Source organism: Streptomyces sp. NPDC037301, from assembly GCF_055602785.1.
The window spans coordinates 1-22,261 of the sequence record NZ_JBVJWD010000024.1; the positions used below are offsets into that span (position 1 = coordinate 1).

19 protein-coding genes are annotated in these 22,261 nt (G+C 68.8%); 10 read left to right on the forward strand and 9 right to left on the reverse strand.

All coding sequences use genetic code 11. The annotated features are described in order from the left end of the window. Nucleotides 1-152: 152 nt before the first annotated feature. The 5 genes from ACZ7IB_RS30775 to ACZ7IB_RS30795 are packed head-to-tail and all read right to left on the reverse strand — an operon-like array spanning nt 153 to nt 5,582. Nucleotides 153-1,466: a DUF58 domain-containing protein gene (locus tag ACZ7IB_RS30775; RefSeq protein WP_470917124.1), complete on the reverse strand. Its 1,314-nt coding sequence runs from the start codon at nt 1,464-1,466 to the stop codon at nt 153-155. Nucleotides 1,467-1,476: 10 nt separating this feature from the next. Next, the gene (locus tag ACZ7IB_RS30780) at nt 1,477-2,478 is read right to left on the reverse strand and encodes an AAA family ATPase (protein WP_470917055.1); all 1,002 of its coding nucleotides are present in this window, start codon (nt 2,476-2,478) and stop codon (nt 1,477-1,479) included. After that, the gene (locus ACZ7IB_RS30785; protein WP_470917056.1) at nt 2,475-3,692 is read right to left on the reverse strand and encodes a DUF4350 domain-containing protein; all 1,218 of its coding nucleotides are present in this window, start codon (nt 3,690-3,692) and stop codon (nt 2,475-2,477) included. Before ACZ7IB_RS30785 ends, ACZ7IB_RS30780 begins: the two co-directional genes overlap by 4 nt. After that, nucleotides 3,689-4,378 (reverse strand): DUF4129 domain-containing protein, encoded by a 690-nt coding sequence (locus tag ACZ7IB_RS30790; protein WP_470917057.1) that lies wholly within the window; start codon nt 4,376-4,378, stop codon nt 3,689-3,691. The genes ACZ7IB_RS30785 and ACZ7IB_RS30790 overlap by 4 nt, the downstream gene beginning before the upstream one ends. 4 nt (nt 4,379-4,382) lie before the next feature. Continuing rightward, nucleotides 4,383-5,582, reverse strand: coding sequence for a DUF7847 domain-containing protein (locus ACZ7IB_RS30795; protein ID WP_470917058.1), 1,200 nt, complete (start codon nt 5,580-5,582; stop codon nt 4,383-4,385). A gap of 140 nt (nt 5,583-5,722) precedes the next feature. Between ACZ7IB_RS30795 and mtnA the strand changes: the two genes are divergently transcribed. The 7 genes from mtnA (at nt 5,723) to ACZ7IB_RS30830 (ending at nt 14,184) form a co-directional block, all read left to right on the forward strand. Beyond that, entirely contained in the window at nt 5,723-6,862 is a 1,140-nt protein-coding gene (gene mtnA / locus ACZ7IB_RS30800; protein ID WP_470917059.1) for an S-methyl-5-thioribose-1-phosphate isomerase, read from the forward strand. Nucleotides 6,863-6,866: 4 nt separating this feature from the next. Next, nucleotides 6,867-7,556, forward strand: coding sequence for a two-component system response regulator MtrA (gene mtrA, locus ACZ7IB_RS30805; protein ID WP_187438793.1), 690 nt, complete (start codon nt 6,867-6,869; stop codon nt 7,554-7,556). Between the two features lies 1 nt (nt 7,557). After that, nucleotides 7,558-9,582, forward strand: a complete 2,025-nt coding sequence (gene mtrB, locus ACZ7IB_RS30810) for an MtrAB system histidine kinase MtrB (protein WP_470917060.1) — start codon at nt 7,558-7,560, stop codon at nt 9,580-9,582. Then, nucleotides 9,572-11,437 (forward strand): LpqB family beta-propeller domain-containing protein, encoded by a 1,866-nt coding sequence (locus ACZ7IB_RS30815; RefSeq protein ID WP_470917061.1) that lies wholly within the window; start codon nt 9,572-9,574, stop codon nt 11,435-11,437. Before mtrB ends, ACZ7IB_RS30815 begins: the two co-directional genes overlap by 11 nt. A 71-nt stretch (nt 11,438-11,508) precedes the next feature. Then, the gene (locus ACZ7IB_RS30820) at nt 11,509-12,237 is read left to right on the forward strand and encodes a ComF family protein (protein WP_470917062.1); all 729 of its coding nucleotides are present in this window, start codon (nt 11,509-11,511) and stop codon (nt 12,235-12,237) included. Nucleotides 12,238-12,559: 322 nt separating this feature from the next. Further along, a complete protein-coding gene (hpf, locus tag ACZ7IB_RS30825) occupies nt 12,560-13,249 on the forward strand; it encodes a ribosome hibernation-promoting factor, HPF/YfiA family (RefSeq protein ID WP_470917063.1) in 690 nt (229 codons plus the stop codon). 185 nt (nt 13,250-13,434) lie between these two features. Then, nucleotides 13,435-14,184 (forward strand): response regulator, encoded by a 750-nt coding sequence (locus ACZ7IB_RS30830; protein ID WP_470917064.1) that lies wholly within the window; start codon nt 13,435-13,437, stop codon nt 14,182-14,184. Nucleotides 14,185-14,242: 58 nt separating this feature from the next. Here the strand turns inward: ACZ7IB_RS30830 and ACZ7IB_RS30835 are convergent, their stop codons facing one another. Continuing rightward, entirely contained in the window at nt 14,243-15,418 is a 1,176-nt protein-coding gene (locus tag ACZ7IB_RS30835; RefSeq protein WP_470917065.1) for a winged helix-turn-helix domain-containing protein, read from the reverse strand. Between the two features lie 70 nt (nt 15,419-15,488). After that, entirely contained in the window at nt 15,489-16,064 is a 576-nt protein-coding gene (locus ACZ7IB_RS30840) for a GNAT family N-acetyltransferase (RefSeq protein WP_470917066.1), read from the reverse strand. 239 nt (nt 16,065-16,303) lie between these two features. Here ACZ7IB_RS30840 and secA point away from each other — a divergent pair, with 239 nt between their 5' ends. Beyond that, the gene (gene secA / locus ACZ7IB_RS30845) at nt 16,304-19,123 is read left to right on the forward strand and encodes a preprotein translocase subunit SecA (protein ID WP_398631920.1); all 2,820 of its coding nucleotides are present in this window, start codon (nt 16,304-16,306) and stop codon (nt 19,121-19,123) included. Nucleotides 19,124-19,639: 516 nt separating this feature from the next. Here the strand turns inward: secA and ACZ7IB_RS30850 are convergent. Beyond that, entirely contained in the window at nt 19,640-20,068 is a 429-nt protein-coding gene (locus tag ACZ7IB_RS30850; protein ID WP_114244834.1) for an Rv3235 family protein, read from the reverse strand. A 290-nt stretch (nt 20,069-20,358) separates the two neighbouring features. Between ACZ7IB_RS30850 and ACZ7IB_RS30855 the strand changes: the two genes are divergently transcribed. Both ACZ7IB_RS30855 and ACZ7IB_RS30860 read left to right on the forward strand, forming a co-directional pair. Further along, entirely contained in the window at nt 20,359-20,865 is a 507-nt protein-coding gene (locus ACZ7IB_RS30855; RefSeq protein WP_470917067.1) for a DUF6912 family protein, read from the forward strand. 91 nt (nt 20,866-20,956) lie between these two features. Beyond that, complete coding sequence (locus ACZ7IB_RS30860; protein ID WP_470917068.1) at nt 20,957-21,628, forward strand: HAD family hydrolase; 672 nt, start codon at nt 20,957-20,959, stop codon at nt 21,626-21,628. A 40-nt stretch (nt 21,629-21,668) separates the two neighbouring features. Here ACZ7IB_RS30860 and ACZ7IB_RS30865 read toward each other — a convergent pair whose 3' ends face one another. Further along, complete coding sequence (locus ACZ7IB_RS30865; RefSeq protein ID WP_470917069.1) at nt 21,669-22,238, reverse strand: DJ-1/PfpI family protein; 570 nt, start codon at nt 22,236-22,238, stop codon at nt 21,669-21,671. Nucleotides 22,239-22,261: the final 23 nt, after the last annotated feature.

Consider the following 22,261-nt stretch of genomic DNA (forward strand, 5'->3'; position numbering starts at 1 on the left):
TACTGCAGGGGGGACCCTGTGGGAGAGTAGGACGCCGCCGAACTCCTTTTACGGGAAAGCCCCGTGCCCTTGTGGCACGGGGCTTTTCTGCGTTCACGGTCCGTCGGGAGGGCCCTTTCCCGATGAGTGAATTCTTTGACGCGAGCGGTCGGTCAGAGGCGACCCGCTCCCTTGAGAGCCAGGTAGGCGTCGGCGAGAGCCGGGGCGAGGTTGTCCGGGGTGGCATCGACGACCACCGCGCCGTGGCGCTGGAGCTGCTCTGAGGTGCGGAGTCGCCGTGCTTGGGCCTGTGCGCCGGCTGCGGCCTCGTAGATCGCGTCCACGGTGCCCCTGGCTTCTGCCATCTGTTCGATGTGCGGGTCGGCCACTGAAGCCACCAGCACCGTGTGGCGCTGGGTCAGTCGGCGGAGGACAGGGAGCAGGCCCTCTTCTACGGGCGCCGCGTCCAGACCGGTGAGGAGCACGATCAGGGAGCGACGAGGAGCGTTGGCGAGTACGGCCGCGCTGAGTCCCCGGGCATCCGTTTCCACGAGTGCGGGTTCGACCGGCGCCAGTGCATTCACCATGGCCGACAGGACTTCTCCCGCGGACCTGCCCTGGACCTGGGCGCGGATGCGGCGGTCGTAGGCGAGCAGATCCACGCGGTCGCCCGCACGAGTGGCAAGCGTTGTGAGGAGCAGGGCCGCGTCCAGAGCGGCGTCGAGACGGGGCACGTCACCGACACGACCCGCCGAAGTACGGCCGGTGTCCAGGACAACGAGGATGTGACGGTCCCGCTCGGGCCGCCACGTTCGCACTGCGACGGCGGACTGACGTGCTGTAGCGCGCCAGTCGATGGAGCGTGTGTCGTCACCGGGCACGTAGGCACGCAGGCTGTCGAACTCCGTGCCCTCTCCACGAGTGAGGACGCTGGTGCGGCCGTCCAGCTCGCGGAGCCTGGCGAGGCGGGATGGCAGATGCTTGCGGCTGGTGAAGGGTGGCAGGACACGTACCGTCCACGGGACTTCGTGATTTCCCTGGCGGGCCGCAAGCCCTAGAGGTCCGAACGAGCGCACGGTGACGCGTTCGACTCGGCGGTCACCTCGTCGTGTCGGTCGCAGGAAGGTGGTCAACCGGCGGCGTTCCCCCGCCGGGATCGTCAGCGTGTGACGGGATGAGGCCTGCTCCGTGCTGCCGGTGGGCCAACTGCTGGGCGGCCAGGCGTCGCGGAGGTGTGCCCGCAGGCGGCGACGGGAAGGATTGGTTACGGTGAGTTGCACTTCGGTGGCCTCGCCAAGTCGAACGGTTGTTTCACCGGATCGGGTGAACTGAAGCGTTCGCACTGGCGCAGCCAGGGCGTAGTCGCACAGAATCGCTAGGGAGAGCGGTGCATTGACCGCGAGCATGCCTGTCCAACTGGGGGCCAGGACGCCTACGGGGAGTGACCCCAGGGCGGCCAGCAAGGCGGTACGTCCGGTGAGGGCCACGGTCACCGCCTCATCGGGGTACGGGTACGTGGGCGAGGACTGCGGTGATGACGGAGTCGGGGGTGACTCCCTCCATCTCCGCCTCGGGCCGCAGTTGGATGCGATGGCGAAGCGTGGGGAGTGCCAGGGCTTTCACGTCATCCGGAATGACGTAGTCACGGCCGGTGAGCCAGGCCCAGGCACGGGCGGTCGACAACAGCGCGGTGGCGCCTCGGGGAGAGACACCGAGGGAGAGCGAGGGGGATTCACGCGTGGCACGACAGATATCGACGACATAGCCGGCGATCTCGGGGGAGACCTTGGTCTGGGCGACTGCGTTGCGGGCGGCTTCCAGATCGGCCGGGCCGGCGACGGGGTGGATGCCCGCTGACTGGAGGTCGCGCGGATTGAAGCCGTCGGAATGACGGGTGAGGACGTTGATCTCCTCGTCGCGGGACGGCAATGGCACCGTCAGTTTAAGGAGAAACCGGTCCAGCTGGGCCTCGGGGAGCGGGTAGGTGCCCTCGTATTCGACGGGATTCTGCGTGGCGGCTACGAGGAAGGGCTCGGGCAGCAGCCGAGGGGTTCCGTCGACGGTGACCTGGCGCTCTTCCATCGCTTCCAGAAGGGAGGACTGCGTCTTGGGAGGGGTGCGGTTGATCTCGTCGGCGAGAAGCAGGTTGGTGAAGACAGGCCCGGGCTGGAAGGAGAACTGTGCCGTGCGGGCGTCGTAGACCAGTGAGCCGGTGACGTCGCTCGGCATCAGGTCGGGGGTGAACTGGACACGCTTGGTGTCGAGTTCGAGTGAGGCCGCGAGAGCCCGGACCAAGAGGGTCTTGGCCACGCCGGGGACGCCTTCGAGGAGGACATGGCCTCGGCAGAGCAGAGCTACGACAAGCCCGGTGACTGCCGGGTCCTGGCCGACCACGGCCTTGGCGATCTCGGAGCGCAGCGCTTCCAGGGATGCGCGGGCTGTGTCGCCGTGCCCGACGGTCTCGGTAGTCCCGGCGGGCTCTGGGGGCGGGACGCTCATGACGTGCGTACCTCTCTTTCGAGGGTGTCGAGTTGGTCTGCCAGCTGTACAAGAGCGGCGTCGTCGGACGGGGCGGGTCCGAAGAGCACGGCTTGGAGGTCGCTGCCGGTGGTGCTGAGACGGGCGGAAATGGCAGGGACGAGTGTTGCGGGGGAGTGTGCATCGCTTGGGGGGACGCCGATGAGTGGGGCGATTCGGGTGCGGGTGGCGGCGCGCAGTGAGTCGGCGGCCCGGTCGCGGGCGTTCGCCCTGCGGTAGAGGCGGGCTCGGCCCTCGGTGGATTCGGAGGCGCGGATGGCTACGGGCAGCCGCTCGGCCACCAGCGGGCCCAGACGACGGGCGCGCCAGATGGCGGCGAGTACGGCGGCCAGTGCGAGTTGCAGGGTGCCCCACAGCCAGCCCCGGGGGATCAGGTCGATGAAGCTGCGGTCGTCGTGGGCGCCATTGCCGCCGTCCCCGCCGTTCTCGGTGGCAGCAGAGGTATCAGTGAGCGAGGGGAGGTACCAGACCAGATGGGGGCGGGAACCGAGGAGCTGCAGGGCCAGGGAGGCATTGCCCTGGTTTCCGAGCCGGTCGTTGTAGAGAAAGTCGGGAGAACCGAGGAGAACGGTGTCACCCGCGCCCTGTTCGACCAGGAGCAGGGTGGGGAGGCCGTCGCTCGGGAAGCAGGCGGTGGTGTTGTCGAGGCCGTCCGAGGCGTAGTGGAAGCCCCCCGTTTCGACGCCGCCGGCGTTGCGGGCGGCGGCCAGGGAGCACTGAGGGGCGCGGGAGGCTACCGGTCCGGGGGACTCCGCGCGGACACCGGGGACCAGCGTGCCCACGGACGGAGGGCCCGCCGCGAGAAGGACGGTGCGGCCAGCCGAGTGGTCGGTCGTAGCACGGAGTTCGCCCTGCTGGTGTGCTGTCAGCAGATTGGGGGAGGCGACGAGCAGCGTGGTTTCAGGGCCGGCCTGGGCCATGGCTTCGTCGAGCGTGGTGACCACGTGAACGGAGACGCCACGCGCCTTGAGGAGTTCGGCGACGGCCCGGCTGCCGTAGCGGTCGGCGGAACGGGGGTCGAGGCGGCCGTGCTGGTCTCCGGAGCGCATGGTTGCCAGAGCGATTCCGGCAGCGACGAGTACGAGGAGGGCGAGCAGCAGACCGCGGGTGCGGATCCAGATCTGGTGCGGGGCGAGGGATGCCGAGGTGGTGGGGGCGGCGGTGACCTCGATCATTCGGCTGCTCCCTGGGCCGCGGCTGTCAGGAGAGGCTTGGCGGTTTCAAGATCGAGGTCCAGAGCTCGTACGTCCAGATACGCCTGCTGGTCCGCGGTTCGGCCGCCGTATGTGACATCGTCGAATTCTCTGGCGGCGGCATGGAGTCGCGTGGCGTGTGCGGGCAGTGGACGGCCCGCTTCGGCGGCGGCCTCGTCGGCGGTGCGCCCGGGGCGGGGAGCGAGCAGGGCGCGCTCCTCCAGGGAGCGGACGATGGCGCGCATGCGCTCCTGGACCGCCTCGTTCCAGCGGTGGGCGGCCGCGTGGGCCTCGGCGGCCATTCGGTGTTCGGCCGCGCTGCGGGGGCTGTCGTCGAACAGGGCGTCTGCGGAACGCACGGTGCGGTGCGGGGTGCCCAGCCTCCACCAGAGTGCGGCGACCAGGCCGATGACGACCAGTACGAGCACGACGAGACCGAGTGGGCCGCCGGGTGCGGCGCCGGAGGCCGTGTTCAGGAGATCGCCGATCCAGCTCCAGAGGCGGTCGAGGCCGCGCTGGAGGAGGTTGGGATCGTTCTCGTGGTACATCGGTTTGGACAGCTCGTGCTTCGCGGCCTCGCGGGCGGGGACACGTGGAGTGTCCACGGGTATGTCACTGCTCGCGTGGATGAGTAGCCGTGCTGCTGTTGTGCCCCCCGCCCCCGACACGGCATCAGCTCCTGGTGTCGTATCCGGGCAGACCCGCTGCCCGGGCGAGCTCGAGGTCGAGTGCCTCGCGGCGGATGCGTTGATCGATGTAGAGCAGGGCCATCACACCGGCGGAAAGCGGGTAAGTGATCGTTGCGGTGATCACCTGACCGATGCCGGAGACGATCAGGAACGGCCAGCCGAAGCCCGTGGAGCCGTCAGTGAGGAGGGAGCCGATACCGTCGCCGTCCATGGCCATCGCGATGAGGCTGAACGGGATGGCGATGATCACGCTCACGATGAGGGTCAGCAGCCAGGTGAGCGCCAGGATGCCGAAGGTCCGCCACCATGCGCCCCTGACCAGCTTCGCGGAGCGGCGCATGGAGGCCGTGATCGATTGCCGCTCCAACATCAGCGCCGGCGAGGCGAGACAGAAGCGGACCATCAGCCAGATGACGACGACGAAGGCGGCCATAAGTCCGATGACGACGAGCCCGGCGCCTGCGGCGGAGCCGACCAGCATGCCTGGCAGCAGGCCCGCCGTCATGATGGCGGCGCTGATCAAGGCCAGCAGCAATGTCAGACCCAGCAGCTGAGCAAGCCGGGGCCGGGCCTCGGCCCATGCGTCGGAGAGCGTCACCGGGCGGCCCAGTACGGAGCGGCTGATCACCACGGTCAGTACGGATGTCGTGATCAGTGTGGCGATCATGGTGATGAGCAGGGACGGCACACTGTTGACCAGCGCCGACTGAGCCGAGTCGGCGGTTTGCCGGAGTGCCTCCGAACCGGTGGCGTTCGGGTCGATCGCTGCGGGTTCCGGCAGCAGATAGCGTTGCACGAGGATGATCGCGATCTGGGCGATCACGGACACGGTCAGCGTGATTCCGAGGACCGTGCGCCAGTGGGCGCGCATCGTGGAGACCGCGCCGTCGAGGATCTCGCCGACGCCGAGTGGCCGGAGCGGGATGACACCGGGCTTGGCCGCGACAGGCTGCCTCCAGCCGGAGCCGTGCGGCCCACCGCCCCAGCCGGGGGTGGGGGGTGGCGCGCCGGGACCTGTGCCGGGAGTGCTCGGTGGGGACCACTGCCCTGTGGGCGGCTGCGTGGGAGACCAGTTCCCTGCCGGACCGTTGCCGTCGACGGGCTCGGAAGGCCGGGGGACGCCCGCCCCCTGACCCTCGGAGGGGGCAGATCCGGGCGAGGCCCAGCCCGGAGTGTCGTTCATTCTCGCTCCTTCACGGTCCTGTCCGCCCATCGGCGCGGCAGGTTGGCAGCCATCGTGCCACGCGTTGCTCCGGTATGGGCCTGGCCCTCTATCTCCTTCCTACCTTCATTTGTGGGTGGCTCACCGGGCAGACTGGGCGGATGGCTGATCAGGATGCGCAATCGTTGGCGGGCATCGGGCCTCCCGCGCTCCCCGTACTTCGCTGGGACGAGCTTCCGGAAGGCCCCGTGCTGGTGCTCCTCGACCAGACTCGGCTGCCTGCCGAGGAGGCCGAGCTGGTGTGCACCGATGTGCCCGCGCTGGTGCAGGCGATCCGGACGCTGGCGGTGCGCGGGGCGCCGTTGCTGGGCATCACAGGGGCCTACGGCGTGGCTCTGGCAGCGGTGCGAGGAGACGACGTGGCGGAGGCCGCAGAGCTGCTGGAGCGGGCGCGGCCCACCGCGGTGAATCTCGGTTACGGGGTGCGGCGGACTGCCGGGGCGTACAGGGCGGCCATGGAGGGGGATCCGGAGCGGGCTGCGGCGGTTGCGCTGGCCGAGGCCAGGGCGCTGCACCGGGAGGATGCCGAGGCCAGCGGGCGTATGGCGCGGTACGGGCTCGCACTTCTGGACGAACTGCTGCCCGGTGGCGGGCATCGACTGCTGACCCACTGCAATACGGGGGCGCTCGTCTCGGGTGGTGAGGGCACTGCCTTCGCGGTGGCGCTCGGGGCACATCGGGAGGGGCGGCTGCGTCGGCTATGGGTGGACGAGACGCGTCCGCTGCTGCAGGGTGCCCGGCTGACCGCGTACGAGGCGGCGCGCAATGGCATGCCGTACAGCTTGCTCGTGGACAGCGCCGCAGGTTCGCTGTTCGCCGCGGGGGAGGTGGATGCCGTGCTCATCGGGGCGGACCGCATCACCGCGGACGGATCGGTGGCGAACAAGGTGGGAAGCTATGCGCTGGCTGTGCTCGCGAAATACCACCACGTACCGTTCATCGTGGTGGCGCCGACCACGACCGTGGATCTGGACACTGCGGACGGGGCATCGATCAACGTGGAGCAGCGACCGAGGAATGAAGTGACGGAGCTCACATTCCTGCAGATCGGGGCGGCAGGCGGAGACACCGGCGGATTGCTCGTGGCACCGGCGGGAACCCCGGCGTACAACCCCGCGTTCGACATCACACCGCCGGAGCTGGTCACGGCGATAGTCACGGAGGAGGGCGCAGTTTCCCCGGTCACGGGGGTCGGACTGGCAGAGCTGTGTGCCAGATCATCGCAGGTAACGATTAGCTAATGGGATGATGTCGATTATGAAGGGACGCGTCCTTGTCGTCGACGACGACACCGCACTGGCCGAGATGCTCGGGATTGTGCTGCGTGGTGAAGGGTTCGAACCGTCGTTCGTAGCGGACGGCGACAAGGCACTTGCCGCATTTCGTGAGGCCAAGCCGGACCTGGTCCTGCTGGATCTGATGCTGCCCGGTAGGGACGGCATCGAGGTCTGCAGGCTGATCAGGGCCGAGTCGGGTGTGCCGATCGTCATGCTCACTGCCAAGAGCGACACGGTTGACGTGGTGGTGGGCCTGGAGTCCGGGGCCGACGACTACATCGTCAAGCCGTTCAAACCTAAGGAGTTGGTTGCCCGGATCAGGGCACGTCTGCGGAGGTCCGAGGAACCGGCGCCGGAGCAGCTGGCCATCGGGGATCTGGTCATTGATGTGGCCGGTCATTCGGTGAAGCGGGAGGGACAGTCGATCGCCCTCACTCCGCTGGAGTTCGACCTGCTGGTCGCACTCGCCCGTAAGCCGTGGCAGGTCTTCACCCGTGAGGTACTGCTGGAGCAGGTCTGGGGATACCGCCACGCCGCCGACACCCGGCTGGTGAATGTGCATGTCCAGCGCCTGCGTTCCAAGGTCGAGAAGGACCCGGAGCGGCCCGAGATCGTGGTGACCGTCCGAGGTGTCGGTTACAAGGCCGGACCGAGCTGATATGTCCCTGAGTAGCGCTGCTCCGCAGCCCGGGGAGCCGGGAGCCCGTGCGGAGCGGGCTACTGCTCCAGGACACAAGGCGTCCCAGGTCCGACGTCTTTTGCAGGGTGGCCGGTTGTTCCACGACCGGGCGCCCGGCGGTCCTGTGCCGCGACTGCTGATGCGCTGGGTGCGGCGTCCGCTGTTGCCCGCCGTGCGGCTTTGGCGACGCAACCTCCAGTTGCGGGTCGTCGCGGGCACGCTGCTCATGTCGCTCGGTGTGGTGCTGCTCCTCGGGCTGGTCGTGATCGGCCAGGTGCGCAACGGCCTGCTCGACGCGAAGGGCAAGGCTGCCCAGACCCAGGCCGCCGGCGGTTTCGCGGCGGCCCAGGAGAAGGCGAACGCCCCGCTCACCCCCGGTGGGCAGGGCGGCGACGCTGTGGACGGCACCTCGGCCAACAACTCCTGGCGGACCGAGCTCGTCGATCAGCTCGCCAGTGGCGGCAAGAACGCCTTCAACGTGGTGGCACTCAGCGCCGACGAGGGCACCCGTGCGCCGCGCGGCTCGGGCAGTGTGGAGGCGGCGAGCATTCCGCAGAGCCTGCGGGACTCCGTGAACAAGGGCCCGGGAGCGTTTCAGACGTACTCCCTGATCCAGTACGCGAACGGGCAGGAGCCGCAGCCCGGACTCGTGGTGGGCAAGCGGCTCTACGACATCGACCACAATCCGTACCAGCTCTACTACCTCTTCCCGCTGACGCAGGAGGAGAAGTCATTGACGCTGGTCAAGGGCACGCTGGCGACTGCGGGACTGTTCGTGGTCGTGCTGCTCGGAGCCATCGCCTGGTTCGTGGTGCGACAGGTCGTCACGCCCGTACGGATGGCGGCGGGCATCGCTGAGCGGCTCTCCGCCGGCAGGCTCCAGGAGCGGATGAAGGTCACCGGCGAGGACGACATCGCCCGGCTCGGTGAGGCATTCAACAAGATGGCGCAGAACCTGCAGCTGAAGATCCAGCAGTTGGAGGAGCTGTCCCGGATGCAGCGGCGCTTCGTCTCCGACGTCTCCCACGAGCTGCGGACACCGCTGACGACCGTACGGATGGCCGCCGATGTCATCCACGAGGCCCGCAGCGACTTCGATCCCGTGACGGCGCGTTCCGCGGAGCTGCTCGGGGATCAGCTCGACCGGTTCGAGTCGCTGCTCTCCGATCTGCTGGAGATCAGCCGGTTCGACGCGGGCGCCGCCGCGCTGGAGGCCGAGCCGATAGATCTGCGACAGGTCGTACGACGGGTGATCGGCGGGGCCGAGCCGCTGGCCGAGCGCAAGGGCACCCGTATCCGGGTGGTCGGCGATGAGCAGCCGGTGATCGCGGAGGCCGATGCGCGGCGGGTCGAACGCGTCCTGCGCAACCTTGTGGTCAACGCCGTCGAGCACGGCGAGGGCAGGGACGTCGTGGTGCGGATGGCGGTGGCTGGAGGTGCGGTCGCCGTGGCCGTCCGGGACTACGGTGTGGGACTCAAGCCCGGCGAGGCGACGCGGGTGTTCAACCGTTTCTGGCGGGCCGATCCGGCTCGCGCACGGACGACCGGCGGCACCGGACTCGGACTGTCCATCGCCGTGGAGGACGCCCGGCTGCACGGCGGCTGGCTACAGGCATGGGGCGAGCCGGGCGGCGGTTCGCAGTTCCGGCTGACTCTGCCGCGCACGGCGGACGAACCGCTGCGCGGATCGCCGATACCGCTGGAACCCGAGGACTCCCGGCGCAACCGGGAGAACCGGGAGCGAACCGCGGTCGCTTCCATGACCGGGAGTGAACACCGGCTGACGGCAGTGCCGGCCCAGCCGGGTGGCAATGATCGGTCCGCGCTGCCCGTATCCTCGCGTACCCCCGTGGCACCCCGGACGACGCCGATCTCGGTGCATCCGGCGGCCCTGCCGGGGAGCGGTGCAAGGGTGGTCGCGCGCGCTGCCGAGGACCGGCCGGGTGGCGATTTCGACTCTGTAGTGCAGGACCCGGAGCAGGGGGACACGAATCGTGGGCACTGACCGTCGTAGGGACGGCCATGGACGTGTGCTGGGGCTGTTCGCGCTGCTCGGATGCGGTGTCGTGCTGCTGTCCGCGTGCGGCTCGATGCCCGTCACCGGGGATGTCAAGGCTGTCGACGCCTCACAGCCCGGCGACTCCCAGGTGCAGGTGTATGCCGTGGCGCCGCGTGACAACGCCACCCCCAACGAGGTCGTCGACGGCTTCCTGGAGTCCATGACGAGTGATGACTCGGACTTCAGGACGACCCGCAAGTACCTGACGAGGAAGGCAGCCAGCACCTGGAAGCCGAGCGCGTTCACGACGGTGCTCACCAAGGCGCCGAACCGGAGCGACCGCCCGTTCCGCGACAGCGACCCCGGCATCACGGAGATCACCTACACCCTGACCGGTGAGAAGGTGGCAACGGTCGACGCCCAGAGCGCCTATCAGCCACTCGCGCCCACGGACTACAACCAGTCCCTGCATCTGGTGAAGGAGAACGGGCCGGAGGGCAAGGAGTGGCGCATCGACCTCGTGCCGGACGGCCTTCTGCTCGGCCAGTCGGACTTCAAGCGTCTCTACCGCTCTGTGGACAAGTACTACTTCGCCGCGGGGCGGACGTCGGAGCAGTCGACTCTGGTAGCCGACCCCGTCTATCTCCGCAGCCGGACGGACCCTGTCACGGGGATGGACACCGTGACACAGGCGGTCCGCAGCCTCCTGGCAGGGCCGACCAGTTGGCTGCGGCCGGTGGTCGACTCCCGTTTCCCCGCAGGTACGGCGCTGAAGAAGGGCGTCACCTCGCTGGCGCCCGACGACCGCAACGTACTGAAGGTCCCGCTCAACAAGAAGGCGGACGGCGTCGGACAGCGCTCCTGCCGCATGATGGCCTCACAGGTCCTCTACACCTTGCGGGACCTGACGTCCGCACGGGTCGAGCAGGTCGAACTGCAGCGCTCCGATGGCTCCCCGCTGTGCGTCCTCGGGACGGATCAGGCGGAGGAGTTCGCACCTGACGGTTCGTCGAGTGGGCCGGACAGCCAGTACTTCGTCGATGCCAAGGGGCATGTGGAGCGAATTCCTGGCAGCACCAAGGGCAGTGGCACCCCGGAGGTGGTGTCCGGTCCGCTCGGCGACGGACCGGTGCGGATGGGTGCGGTCGGTGTGGCCAGGGACGAGCAGTGGGCGGCGGCGGTCTCGCGCGACAAGGCAGCCCTCTACGTGTCGTCCATTGTCTCGGACGGCGAGCTTCCTGCGGCCGCGGTGACCAGCAAGGCCCAGAACCCGAACAACCGTCTGTCGGTGCCGAGCTGGGACGGTCGGGGCGATCTCTGGGTGGCCGACCGGGATCCCGGCAACCCCAGACTGCTGCGGCTGACCGGCGGTACCGGCAAGCCGCAGGAGGTCACCGTGCCGAGCCTGGACGGCGGGCAGATCGAGGCGCTGCGGATGTCCGCGGACGGCGTGCGGATCGCTCTCCTGGTGAGCCAGGACGGCCACAACACGCTGAAGATCGGCCGGATCGAGCGGCGCGGGCCGGAGAAGGAGCAGAAGGTCTCGGTGGTGGAGCTGCGACAGGCCGCACCGCAGCTGACGGATGTGACTGCGATGTCGTGGTCGGGCCGGAGCCGTCTCGTGGTGGTAGGCAAGGAGCAGGGCGGCGTGCAGCAGGTGCGCTATGTGCAGGCGGACGGCTCGACGGCCGCATCGGGTGTTCTGCCCGGTGTGAACCAGGTGTCGTCGGTCGCGGCGGCGGACGACGAGCAGTTGCCGCTGATGGCGGCCACGTCGAGCGACGGGATAGTGAAGCTGTCGCCGGGTGACAACTGGCAGACGGTGGTCAAGGAAGGCTGGTCGCTGGTCTACCCGGGCTGAGACCCCGCCAGGTCGCTTCCGCGTTTTCCACAGGGGTGGCCCGGCCCCTTCAGGGAGGGCACAGTGGAGTCATGCGGGGATGGTGGCGGGAGGTCTCCGGACTGGTTCTGCCGGTGTCCTGTGGTGGCTGCGGCAGGACGCGTACCGAGCTGTGCGAGAAATGCCGTGCGGAGCTGTACGGCGAGGTGCCGCGCCGGGTCAGGCCCGTGCCGGAGCCCGTCGGCCTGCCAGTGGTGCATGCGGCCGCCGCGTACGAGAACGCGGTACGTGCGGTGCTCCTGGCCCATAAGGAGCGGGGTGCACTGGGGCTGGCCGGGGCACTCGGCAAGGCGCTGGCGGGGGCCGTACGGGCCGGGACGGGGCAGGTGGGTGTCAGCGGCCCGGTTCTGCTCGTGCCTGTGCCGTCGACGCGGCGGGCCGTGGCGGCGCGGGGGCATGATCCGATGCGCCGGATCGCGTTGGCCGCCGCGGGCGAACTGCGGCGCGGAGGTACCCGCGCCCGGGTGGTCTCGGTGCTTCGGCAGCGGCGCCCGGTAGCCGATCAGGCGGGGCTGGGAGCCCGGCAGAGGCAGGCGAATCTTGCGGGGGCACTGGAAGTCGTGGCCGGGGGCGAACGGCTGCTTGCGGCCGGACGGGTGGTGCTGGTGGACGACCTTTTGACGACCGGTGCCTCGTTGGCCGAGGCGGCCCGGGCGATCGGGACAGCGGGCGGGCACACGGGTGCCCTGCAAGGCAGCGGGCAGGCGGCGGTTGTCGCAGTTTCTCCGTCGGCCTTCGAAATAAACCGGAACTGCCAGTGAACTTGCATCGTTGCAGGTGGTGAGTGGGTAAAAAGACCTGAGCGGAGGTACGTGCGAGTAGCGGGTGCCGACATCAGGCCAGGCAGGCTATGTTCGGTTATGAGGAATGGTGAATGCCAGACCTCGATGAATGCAACACCAGGTTTCGGGCAGGTAACTCACCGGTAGTCCAGATGTAGAAAATTCGGTGGGGTGGAGACCCTGTCGATGGGGGAGGAGGAGGTGGAAGCCACCGAGTCCGCGGCTCCGGCTACCACCGGGGCCTGGTGCAAAAGGGAGATGCTCCGCCACTGAGCGGAGTGATCCGGGAACGGAGTTCTGCGTGGACATCGTCGTCAAGGGCCGCAAGACCGAGGTGCCCGAGCGGTTCCGCAAGCACGTGGCCGAAAAGCTGAAGCTGGACAAGATCCAGAAGTTCGACGGCAAGGTGATCAGCCTCGACGTCGAGGTGTCCAAGGAGCCGAACCCCCGTCAGGCCGACCGTTCCGACCGGGTGGAGATCACGCTCCGCTCGCGTGGGCCGGTCATCCGGGCGGAAGCGGCCGCAGGCGACCCGTACGCAGCGCTGGACCTGGCCACCGGCAAGCTGGAGGCGCGGCTGCGCAAGCAGCACGACAAGCGCTACAGCCGTCGTGGCAACGGCCGGATTCCCGCTGCCGAAGTCGCTGAGGCCGTGCCGGGCGCGGCGTCGTTCAACGGCGAGGGCGATCTGGTCGGTAACGAGGCGGCTCAGTCCGTACCCACCACCAGGTTCGGCTCGCTGGAGGTGCAGGGCGAGGGCCCGCTGGTGATGCGGGAGAAGACGCACGTCGCCGCACCGATGTCGCTCGATCAGGCGCTCTACGAGATGGAGCTGGTCGGGCACGACTTCTATCTGTTCGTCGACTCCGAGACGAAGGAACCCAGTGTCGTCTACCGACGGCATGCCTATGACTACGGTGTCATTCACCTGAGGACCGATCCGCTGGCCGCCGATGAGGCGGGCGGCGCGGGCGGTGCGCTCGGCGGCTGACGCCCCCTTCTGCGGTGCCCCTGGGAGCGCCTGTGCGCCCCCAGGGGCACCCGTGTGCGGCCACGGAATCACCGCTTCGACGTCCGGGCATGAAATCATGTCGTCCCAAGCCAACCAGTGCTCTGTGAACTGCCGTTGGCGGACAGCTTGTGAACTTCAGGCCATGGCTTTCAGGGGGAGGAACGATGGCGGACACCTTCGGGCCCGTGCGCGATGCGAATGATGCCGACGGCGCTGCCGATACCGGGGCGGACGCGGACAGTGGTTCCTGCAAGGAGCCGATCCGGGTCCTCGTGGTGGATGACCACGCGCTCTTCCGTAGAGGTCTGGAGATCGTCCTCGCCCAGGAGGAGGACATCCAGGTCGTCGGCGAGGCAGGTGACGGGGCGGAGGCAGTCGGCAAGGCAGCCGATCTGCTGCCCGACATCGTGCTGATGGATGTACGGATGCCCAAGCGCGGTGGCATCGAGGCCTGCACGTCGATCAAGGAGGTGGCCCCCAGCGCGAAGATCATCATGCTGACGATCAGCGACGAGGAGGCCGATCTCTACGACGCGATCAAGGCGGGCGCCACCGGCTATCTTCTCAAGGAGATCTCCACGGACGAGGTGGCCACCGCGATTCGCGCGGTCGCCGACGGGCAGTCTCAGATCAGCCCCTCCATGGCGTCCAAACTGCTCACCGAGTTCAAGTCGATGATCCAGCGGACCGACGAGCGCAGGCTGGTGCCGGCGCCGCGGCTCACCGACCGGGAACTCGAAGTCCTGAAACTCGTTGCAACGGGCATGAATAATCGCGATATCGCGAAGGAACTGTTCATTTCCGAGAACACCGTGAAGAACCACGTCCGCAACATTCTGGAGAAGTTGCAGCTGCACTCCAGGATGGAAGCCGTGGTCTACGCCATGCGGGAGAAGATCCTGGAGATCGGATGACCGGTCCCAGGACGGGACCGCAAGGGACGACGCCGGGTAAAGGGACGGGAACGCGCGCTCACGCCAGAGCGCGGGCGATTTCCTGAGCCAGCGGCCCGCGCAGTTCCGGTGCGTCGACCCGCTCCAGCCGGACATCCGTACAACCGACCCAGGACGCGGCCTCCACCAGCGCCTCGGCCATCGGCGCCACGGCCTTCCCGCCCTCCAGGGACACCTGGCGGGCGACCAGCGTGCTTCCCTCGCGCGCCGGATCGACGCGGCCCTGCAGCTTTCCGCCCGCCAGCAGCGGCATCGCGAAGTAACCATGTATCCGCTTGGGCTTGGGGACGTAGGCTTCCAGGCGATGGGTGAAACCGAAGATCCGCTCGGTGCGCGCCCGCTCCCAGACCAGCGAGTCGAACGGCGACAACAGGGTCGTACGGTGCCGCCCGCGCGGCTCGGAGGCCAGCGCTGCCGGGTCCGCCCAGGCCGGCTTCGCCCAGCCCTGCACCGTCACCGGCACCAGACCGGAGTCCGCCACCACCGCGTCGAACTGCTCACCCTTGAGCCGGTGGTAGTCCGCGATGTCCGCGCGGGTGCCGACGCCCAGGGACTGCCCCGCGAGCGCGACCAGCCGTCGCAGGCACTCCGCGTCGTCCAGATCGTCGTGCAGCACGGCATCGGGCAGGGCCCGCTCGGCGAGGTCGTACACCCGCTTCCAGCTGCGCCGCTCGGTGCACACCACCTCGCCGTACATCAGGGCGCGCTCGACGGCGACCTTCGACGCCGACCAGTCCCACCACTCCCCGCCGTTCTTCGCACCGCCCAGCTCCGTCGCCGTCAGTGGGCCCTCGGCGCGCAGCTGCTTGATCACCGTTTCGTAGGCGCCGTCCGGCAGGTCGTGGTGCCAGTGGGGTCGCGAGCGGTAGGCGCGGCGGCGGAACGCGAAGTGCGGCCACTCCTCGACCGGCAGGATGCACGCCGCGTGCGACCAGTATTCGAAGGTGCGGCCACCCGACCAGTACGCCTGCTCGACCGCGCGCCGACCGACCGCGCCGAGGCGCGCGTACGGAATCAGCTCGTGCGAACGAGCGAGCACCGAGATCGTGTCCAGCTGTACGGCACCGAGGTGCCGCAACACGCCCGGAACCCCGGCCCTGCGGTCCGGAGCGCCCAGGAAGCCCTGGGCGCGCAGGGCGATCCTGCGCGCCTGGTCGGTGGAGAGTTCGGCAGCGGGAGGCGGCGCAGACGTCATGCCTCGCACCTTAGAGGGAGGCACTGACATCCGGCCGTGGAGCTCCCCGCGATGGCAGGAGGCCGGTGAGTCAGGCGGTGGCGGGCAGGTAGGCGTGGGTGCCCTGCAGGCCGAGATCGGACGGGAGCAGCGCCCCCACCCACGCGTCGCGCCGGACGCCCTTGTTGAGCAGTCCCGACCGCTGCTCGCCCTCCATCCGGAATCCCGTCCGAAGCGCCACGGCACGCGAGGGGACGTTGCCGGCCTCGGCCCGCCATTCCAGCCGGTCGCCGCCGAGCGAGGTGAAGGTCCAGCGGGCGACGGACAGCACGGCCTCCGTCATGTAGCCGCGACCCCGGTGCTCCTTGGCGGTCCAGAACCCCACCTCGTACGTGCCCGGCAGATTGCTGCGATTGATGCCGAGCGCGCCCGCCAGGGCCCCGCCCTCGCGCGGGACCACCGCGAAGTTGTACATGGAGTCGTCGCGCCAGCCGCCGGGGGACAGCTTCCCCGCGAAGAGCTCGGCGTCGGCGCGGCTGTACGGCGAGGGCACCACCGTCCAGCGCTGGATGTCCGGGTCCTGACAAGCGGCGTGGACCTCGTCCGCGTCGCCGATCGTGAAGGGGCGCAGCAGCAGACGCTCGGTGGTGAGGGTGATCGGCTCCATGTACGGATTCTGGTGAGGCGCCGGCCGTGAAGCGAACACTTTTCGGACTTCCCGGCACCTTCCGAGCCCCCCGGCCGTTGACTTGGAAGGGACGGCGGAGCCGACGCGGCGGCAGCCCTCCCGGCGCGGCGGGGTCCTCGCTTACGATGGCCGTTGCGGTGGGGCCCACCTGCCGTGCCCGCGCCAGAGTCCATAACACGACCCAGTGCCAGGCCCGACCGGCAAGGAGACCAGCCTCAGTGTCCGTCTTCAACAAGCTCATGCGTGCAGGCGAAGGCAAGATCCTGCGCAAACTGCACCGCATCGCGGACCAGGTCAGCTCCATCGAAGAGGACTTCGTCAACCTCTCCGACGCCGAGCTGCGGGCGCTCACCGACGAGTACAAGGAACGGTACGCGGACGGCGAGAGCCTGGACGACCTGCTCCCCGAGGCATTCGCAACCGTCCGTGAGGCCGCCAAGCGGGTCCTCGGACAGCGCCACTACGACGTCCAGATGATGGGCGGCGCAGCCCTGCACCTCGGCTATGTGGCCGAGATGAAGACCGGCGAGGGCAAGACCCTGGTCGGCACCCTGCCGGCGTATCTCAACGCACTCTCCGGCAAGGGCGTGCACCTGATCACGGTCAATGACTATCTGGCCGAGCGTGACTCCGAAATGATGGGCCGGGTCCACAAGTTCCTCGGCCTGACCGTCGGCTGCATCCTCGCCAACATGACGCCGGCCCAGCGCCGTGAGCAGTACGCCTGCGACATCACGTACGGCACGAACAACGAGTTCGGCTTCGACTACCTCCGCGACAACATGGCGTGGTCCGCGGACGAGCTCGTCCAGCGCGGCCACAACTTCGCTGTGGTCGACGAGGTCGACTCGATCCTCGTCGACGAAGCCCGTACGCCGTTGATCATCTCCGGCCCGGCCGACCAGGCCACCAAGTGGTACGGCGACTTCGCCAAGTTGGTCACCCGCCTCACCAAGGGCGAGGCGGGCAACCCGCTCAAGGGAATCGAGGAGACCGGCGACTACGAGGTCGACGAGAAGAAGCGGACCGTCGCCATCCATGAGCCCGGTGTCGCGAAGGTCGAGGACTGGCTCGGCATCGAGAACCTCTACGAGTCGGTGAACACCCCCCTCGTCGGGTACCTCAACAACGCCATCAAGGCCAAGGAACTCTTCAAGAAGGACAAGGACTACGTCGTCATCGACGGCGAAGTCATGATCGTCGATGAGCACACCGGCCGTATCCTCGCCGGCCGCCGCTACAACGAGGGCATGCACCAGGCGATCGAGGCGAAGGAAGGGGTGGACATCAAGGACGAGAACCAGACGCTCGCCACGATCACCCTGCAGAACTTCTTCCGCCTTTACGGCAAGCTCTCCGGCATGACCGGTACGGCGATGACCGAGGCCGCCGAGTTCCACCAGATCTACAAGCTCGGTGTGGTGCCGATCCCGACCAACCGGCCGATGGTCCGTGCCGACCAGTCGGACCTGATCTACCGCACCGAAGTCGCGAAGTTCGCCGCCGTCGTCGACGACATCGCCGAGAAGCACGAGAAGGGCCAGCCGATCCTGGTCGGCACCACATCGGTCGAGAAGTCCGAGTACCTCTCGCAGCAGCTCTCCAAGCGTGGTGTCCAGCACGAGGTCCTCAACGCCAAGCAGCACGACCGTGAGGCGACGATCGTCGCTCAGGCCGGCCGCAAGGGCGCGGTCACGGTCGCGACGAACATGGCCGGACGAGGCACCGACATCAAGCTCGGGGGCAACCCCGATGACCTCGCCGAGGCGGAGCTGCGCCAGCGCGGCCTCGACCCCGTCGAGCACGTCGAGGAGTGGGCGGCCGCGCTGCCCGCCGCGCTGGAGAAGGCCGAGCAGGCCGTGAAGGCGGAGTTCGAAGAGGTCAGGGAGCTCGGCGGGCTCTATGTCCTGGGCACCGAGCGGCACGAGTCGCGGCGTATCGACAACCAGCTGCGCGGCCGTTCCGGCCGTCAGGGCGACCCGGGCGAGTCCCGCTTCTATCTGTCGCTCGGCGACGACCTGATGCGGCTGTTCAAGGCGCAGATGGTCGAGCGCGTCATGTCGATGGCCAATGTGCCGGACGACGTGCCGATCGAGAACAAGATGGTGACGCGGGCGATCGCGTCGGCCCAGTCGCAGGTCGAGCAGCAGAACTTCGAGACGCGTAAGAACGTCCTGAAGTACGACGAGGTGCTCAACCGGCAGCGCGAGGTCATCTACGGCGAGCGTCGCCGGGTCCTGGAGGGCGAGGATCTGCAGGACCAGATCCGCCACTTCATGGACGACACGATCGACGACTACATCCGCCAGGAGACCGCCGAGGGCTTCGCCGAGGAGTGGGACCTGGACCGGCTCTGGGGTGCGTTCAAGCAGCTCTACCCGGTGAAGGTCACCGTCGAGGAGCTGGAGGAGGCGGCCGGTGACCGGGCAGGGATCACCGCCGAGTTCATCGGTGAGTCCATCAAGGACGACATCCACGAGCAGTACGACGAGCGCGAGAAGCAGCTCGGCTCGGACATCATGCGTGAGCTGGAGCGGCGTGTGGTGCTGTCCGTCCTGGACCGCAAGTGGCGTGAGCACCTCTACGAGATGGACTACCTCCAGGAGGGCATCGGCCTTCGTGCCATGGCGCAGAAGGACCCGCTGGTCGAGTACCAGCGCGAGGGCTTCGACATGTTCAACGCCATGATGGAGGGCATCAAGGAGGAGTCCGTCGGCTACCTGTTCAACCTGGAGGTCCAGGTCGAGCAGCAGGTCGAGGAGGTTCCGGTGCAGGACGAGGCCGAGCGGACCTCGCTCGCCAAGGAGGACCTCGTGCCGGCGGCGCGTCCGGAGATCCGGGCCAAGGGGCTCGATGCTCCGCAGCGACCGGACCGGCTGCACTTCTCCGCTCCCACGGTGGACGGGGAGGGCGGGGTCGTCGAGGGCGACTTCTCCAACGGCGACGGTGGGGTCGCGTCCGAGTCGGACGGGTTGACTCGGGCGGAGCGGCGCAAGGCGCAGAAGAATGGTGGGGGTGGGCGGCGCCGCAAGAAGTAGCGGTGGCGTCGGCGTTGTTGGCGCCGGTGGGGTTTTGACCGGGGTCGGGCACCTTTTGTGGGTGGCCGGCCCCGGTTTGTTTTGGGCCCGGGCCCTGGGTCGCGTTGCCGGGGGCGCGGGGCGGGTGGAGCAAGTGGGGGCGGGGCGCGGGGGTGTCCTTGGTGCGGGTGGGTGGGCCGCTGCGCGGGGCTGTCTTTTCCCCGCCCCTTCCCGAACCGGGGCTCTGCCCCGGACCCCGCTCCTCAAACGCCGGAGGGACTTGGAGTACGGGGCGTGGGTGGGGTGGGACGGGGGTCGGGCGGATGTGAGGTGAGGCGGCTGTGGTGCGGGTGAGGCCGCCGTGGGCGGGGCGTCCGGTGGTAGACGGGGTTCCGGCTTGGGCGCCGCTCCTCAAGTGCCGGAAAGGCTGAGAGTGCGGAACGCGGGTGTGGGGTGGGTGGCCAGTGGTTTCCGGGGGCTTCCCCTGGACCCGTGGCTCGTGTGGCTGCGGGCCTGGGGAAGTCCCTGGCTGGGTGTCTATCGGGTGGGCGTTGCCTGTAGGTGTTCGTCGCCCAGCTCTACTGCTGCGCAGCGCCAGCGGAGGTCTGTGCCCTGTTCCAGGCGGAAGGCCATGGCCCTTACCTGTTCGCCCGCTGCGATGCTCGCGCAGGCCTCCACCACGCCCGGAGCCGGCTGCGCGCCGTGGCACATGCGGATGACCGGGCGCGCGCCGCGGGCCCTGAGGGGGGTGCGGGGGGCCAGTTCGGCCAGTTGGTCGTATGCCTCGCCGATGGTGTGTCCGAGCATCCAGTGCACCGGGCGCTGGCCGCTGAGGACCGCCAGGAGGCGCTCGGCGAACCAGTGGTGGGGGCGGACGCGTCGGGGAGTCCTTGCGCGTTGTGGTGGTACCGACTCGGGCCTGCGCTGGTCGTGTCGTCCGGTGGGCCGGGTCCTGTTCGTGCTCATCGCTCATCGCCCCGTGCTTCAGAGGCCCGGCCGAATACCGGGCGGTAACTTCTGCTGTGGACCTTCTACGGCGACGGCGGAGGTGGCCGCAAGCGCCGATGGGGCGCCGGACGCGATCGGGAGGAATCACCTATCCGGGTGATGAGCCCGGTGCTGTGTGGGGTGTGAGGAAGGCATGGGGAGGGTGAGTCGTGGTTGCGGGGTGGACGGCACAGGGGCGGTGCACGTAACCCCAAAGGGGGACGTCGCACGTATCCTGAGGGCGTTTCCGACTACGAAAGCGGCCAGCCATGCGCGTGTACGTCCCCCTGACGCTCCCCGGTCTCGCAGCGGCGCACAAGGCGGGCGAGATCGGTCCCGGTCCGCTGACCGCCTATGCGGTGACCCCCGGACTGCGTGAGTGGTACGTCTCCGACGACATCGAGGAGCTGGAGTACGCGGCGCTCAACCGGGCCGCTTCCGCCTCGCTGCGCCTGATCGCCGGGAATCCCGACGCGGTCCGCCGGCGGGTCGTCGTCGCCGTCGACGTACCGGACGGTGCGGCCGTGGCCGACCCGGACCGCAGCCTCGACTCGTCGTCGCTCGGCGAGGTGCGGATCGCGTCCTCCGTGGCGCTGGCCGAGGCTGCTGCCGTGCATGTCGACGCGGACGATGCCGAGAAGGACGTCACGGCCGCCGCGGCTGCACTGGGCGCGGCGGACCTCGGTGACGACGACGCGCAGTTCACCGTGGACGGCGCCGAGGATCATGAGCTGCTTTGGTTCGGCATTCAGGAGATTCCGAATCTGATCGGATGAGAGGGACGGGGGCGGAGGGGGGAAGAGGGGCGTTGCGGTTGCTGCCCCGCTGCCGGAACGGGTGTCGGACCCGGCGGGTACTTTCTTATGCATGGGGACGCATGGGAAGCACCGCACGCATCTGGTCTGGGACTGGAACGGCACACTGCTCGACGACAACGCCGCGGTCGTCGGCGCGACCAACGCCGCGTTCGGCGAGGTCGGCCTGGAGCCGATCACCCTGGAGCAGTACCGCGAGATGTACTGCGTCCCGATCCCCCGCTTCTACGAACGGCTGATGGGCCGGCTGCCCACAGAGGCCGAGTGGGAGCGGATGGACGGGATATTTCACCTGCACTACACCGAGCAGCGGGCCGCCTGCGGGCTCACCGAGGGTGCCGAGGAGCTTCTCACGCAGTGGCAGTTGGCCGGACGCAGCCAGTCTCTGCTGAGCATGTACGGACACGACCAGCTGGTCCCCGTGGTCCGGGGGTACGGCATCGAGCGGCACTTCGTACGGGTCGACGGGCGCACCGGGCCGTCCGGCGGCAGCAAGGCGCTGCACATGGAGCGGCACATCGCCGCGCTGGACGGGGTGTCCCCGGAGCACACGGTGGTCATCGGCGATGCGGTGGACGACGCCGTGGCCGCCGCCCATGTCGGTGCGAAGGCCGTGCTCTACACCGGCGGATCGCACAGCAGGGCCAGCCTGGAGGCGGCCGGGGTACCGGTGGTCGACAGCCTGGCCGAGGCCGCCGACCTCGCCGAGCGGATGGCTGGATAGGGAGGGACCGACGAGGGGGCCCGGTCCCTCGTGAGCGCCGTCAGGTGGTTACCGGGGCCTTTGCGCGGAGCACCTTCAGGAATTCGCGCATCCACGCCGAGTGGTCCGGCCACGCACGGGACGAGACCAGGGTGCCGTCGACCACCGCCTCGTGGTCCTCGAAGACGGCGCCCGCCGACTGCATGTCGAGCTCCAGCGCGGGGTACGCGGTGACGTGCCGGCCGACCAGTGCGCCGACCGCCGCCGTCATCAGCGGGCCGTGGCAGATCTGGGCCACCGGCCGGTCCGAGTCGAAGAACGCCTTGAGGATCTTGCGCAGCTCGGCGTCGTTGCGCAGATACTCGGGCGCCCGGCCGCCCGGTACGACCAGGGCCACGTAATCTCCGGCGTCGACCTCGGAGAAGGCCAGGTCGGCGGGCCAGGTGTAGCCGGGCTTCTCGGTGTACGTGTCGAAGCCGGGCTCGAAGTCGTGGACCACGAAGCGGAGCGTCTTGCGGGCGGGGGCCGCGATATGGACGTCGTAACCCTCCTCGCGCAGCCGCTGGTAGGGATAGAGGACTTCCAGGGACTCGGCGGCGTCGCCGGTGACGATCAGGATTTTCGGTGCCATGGCGGGGCTCCCACGGTTCGTCG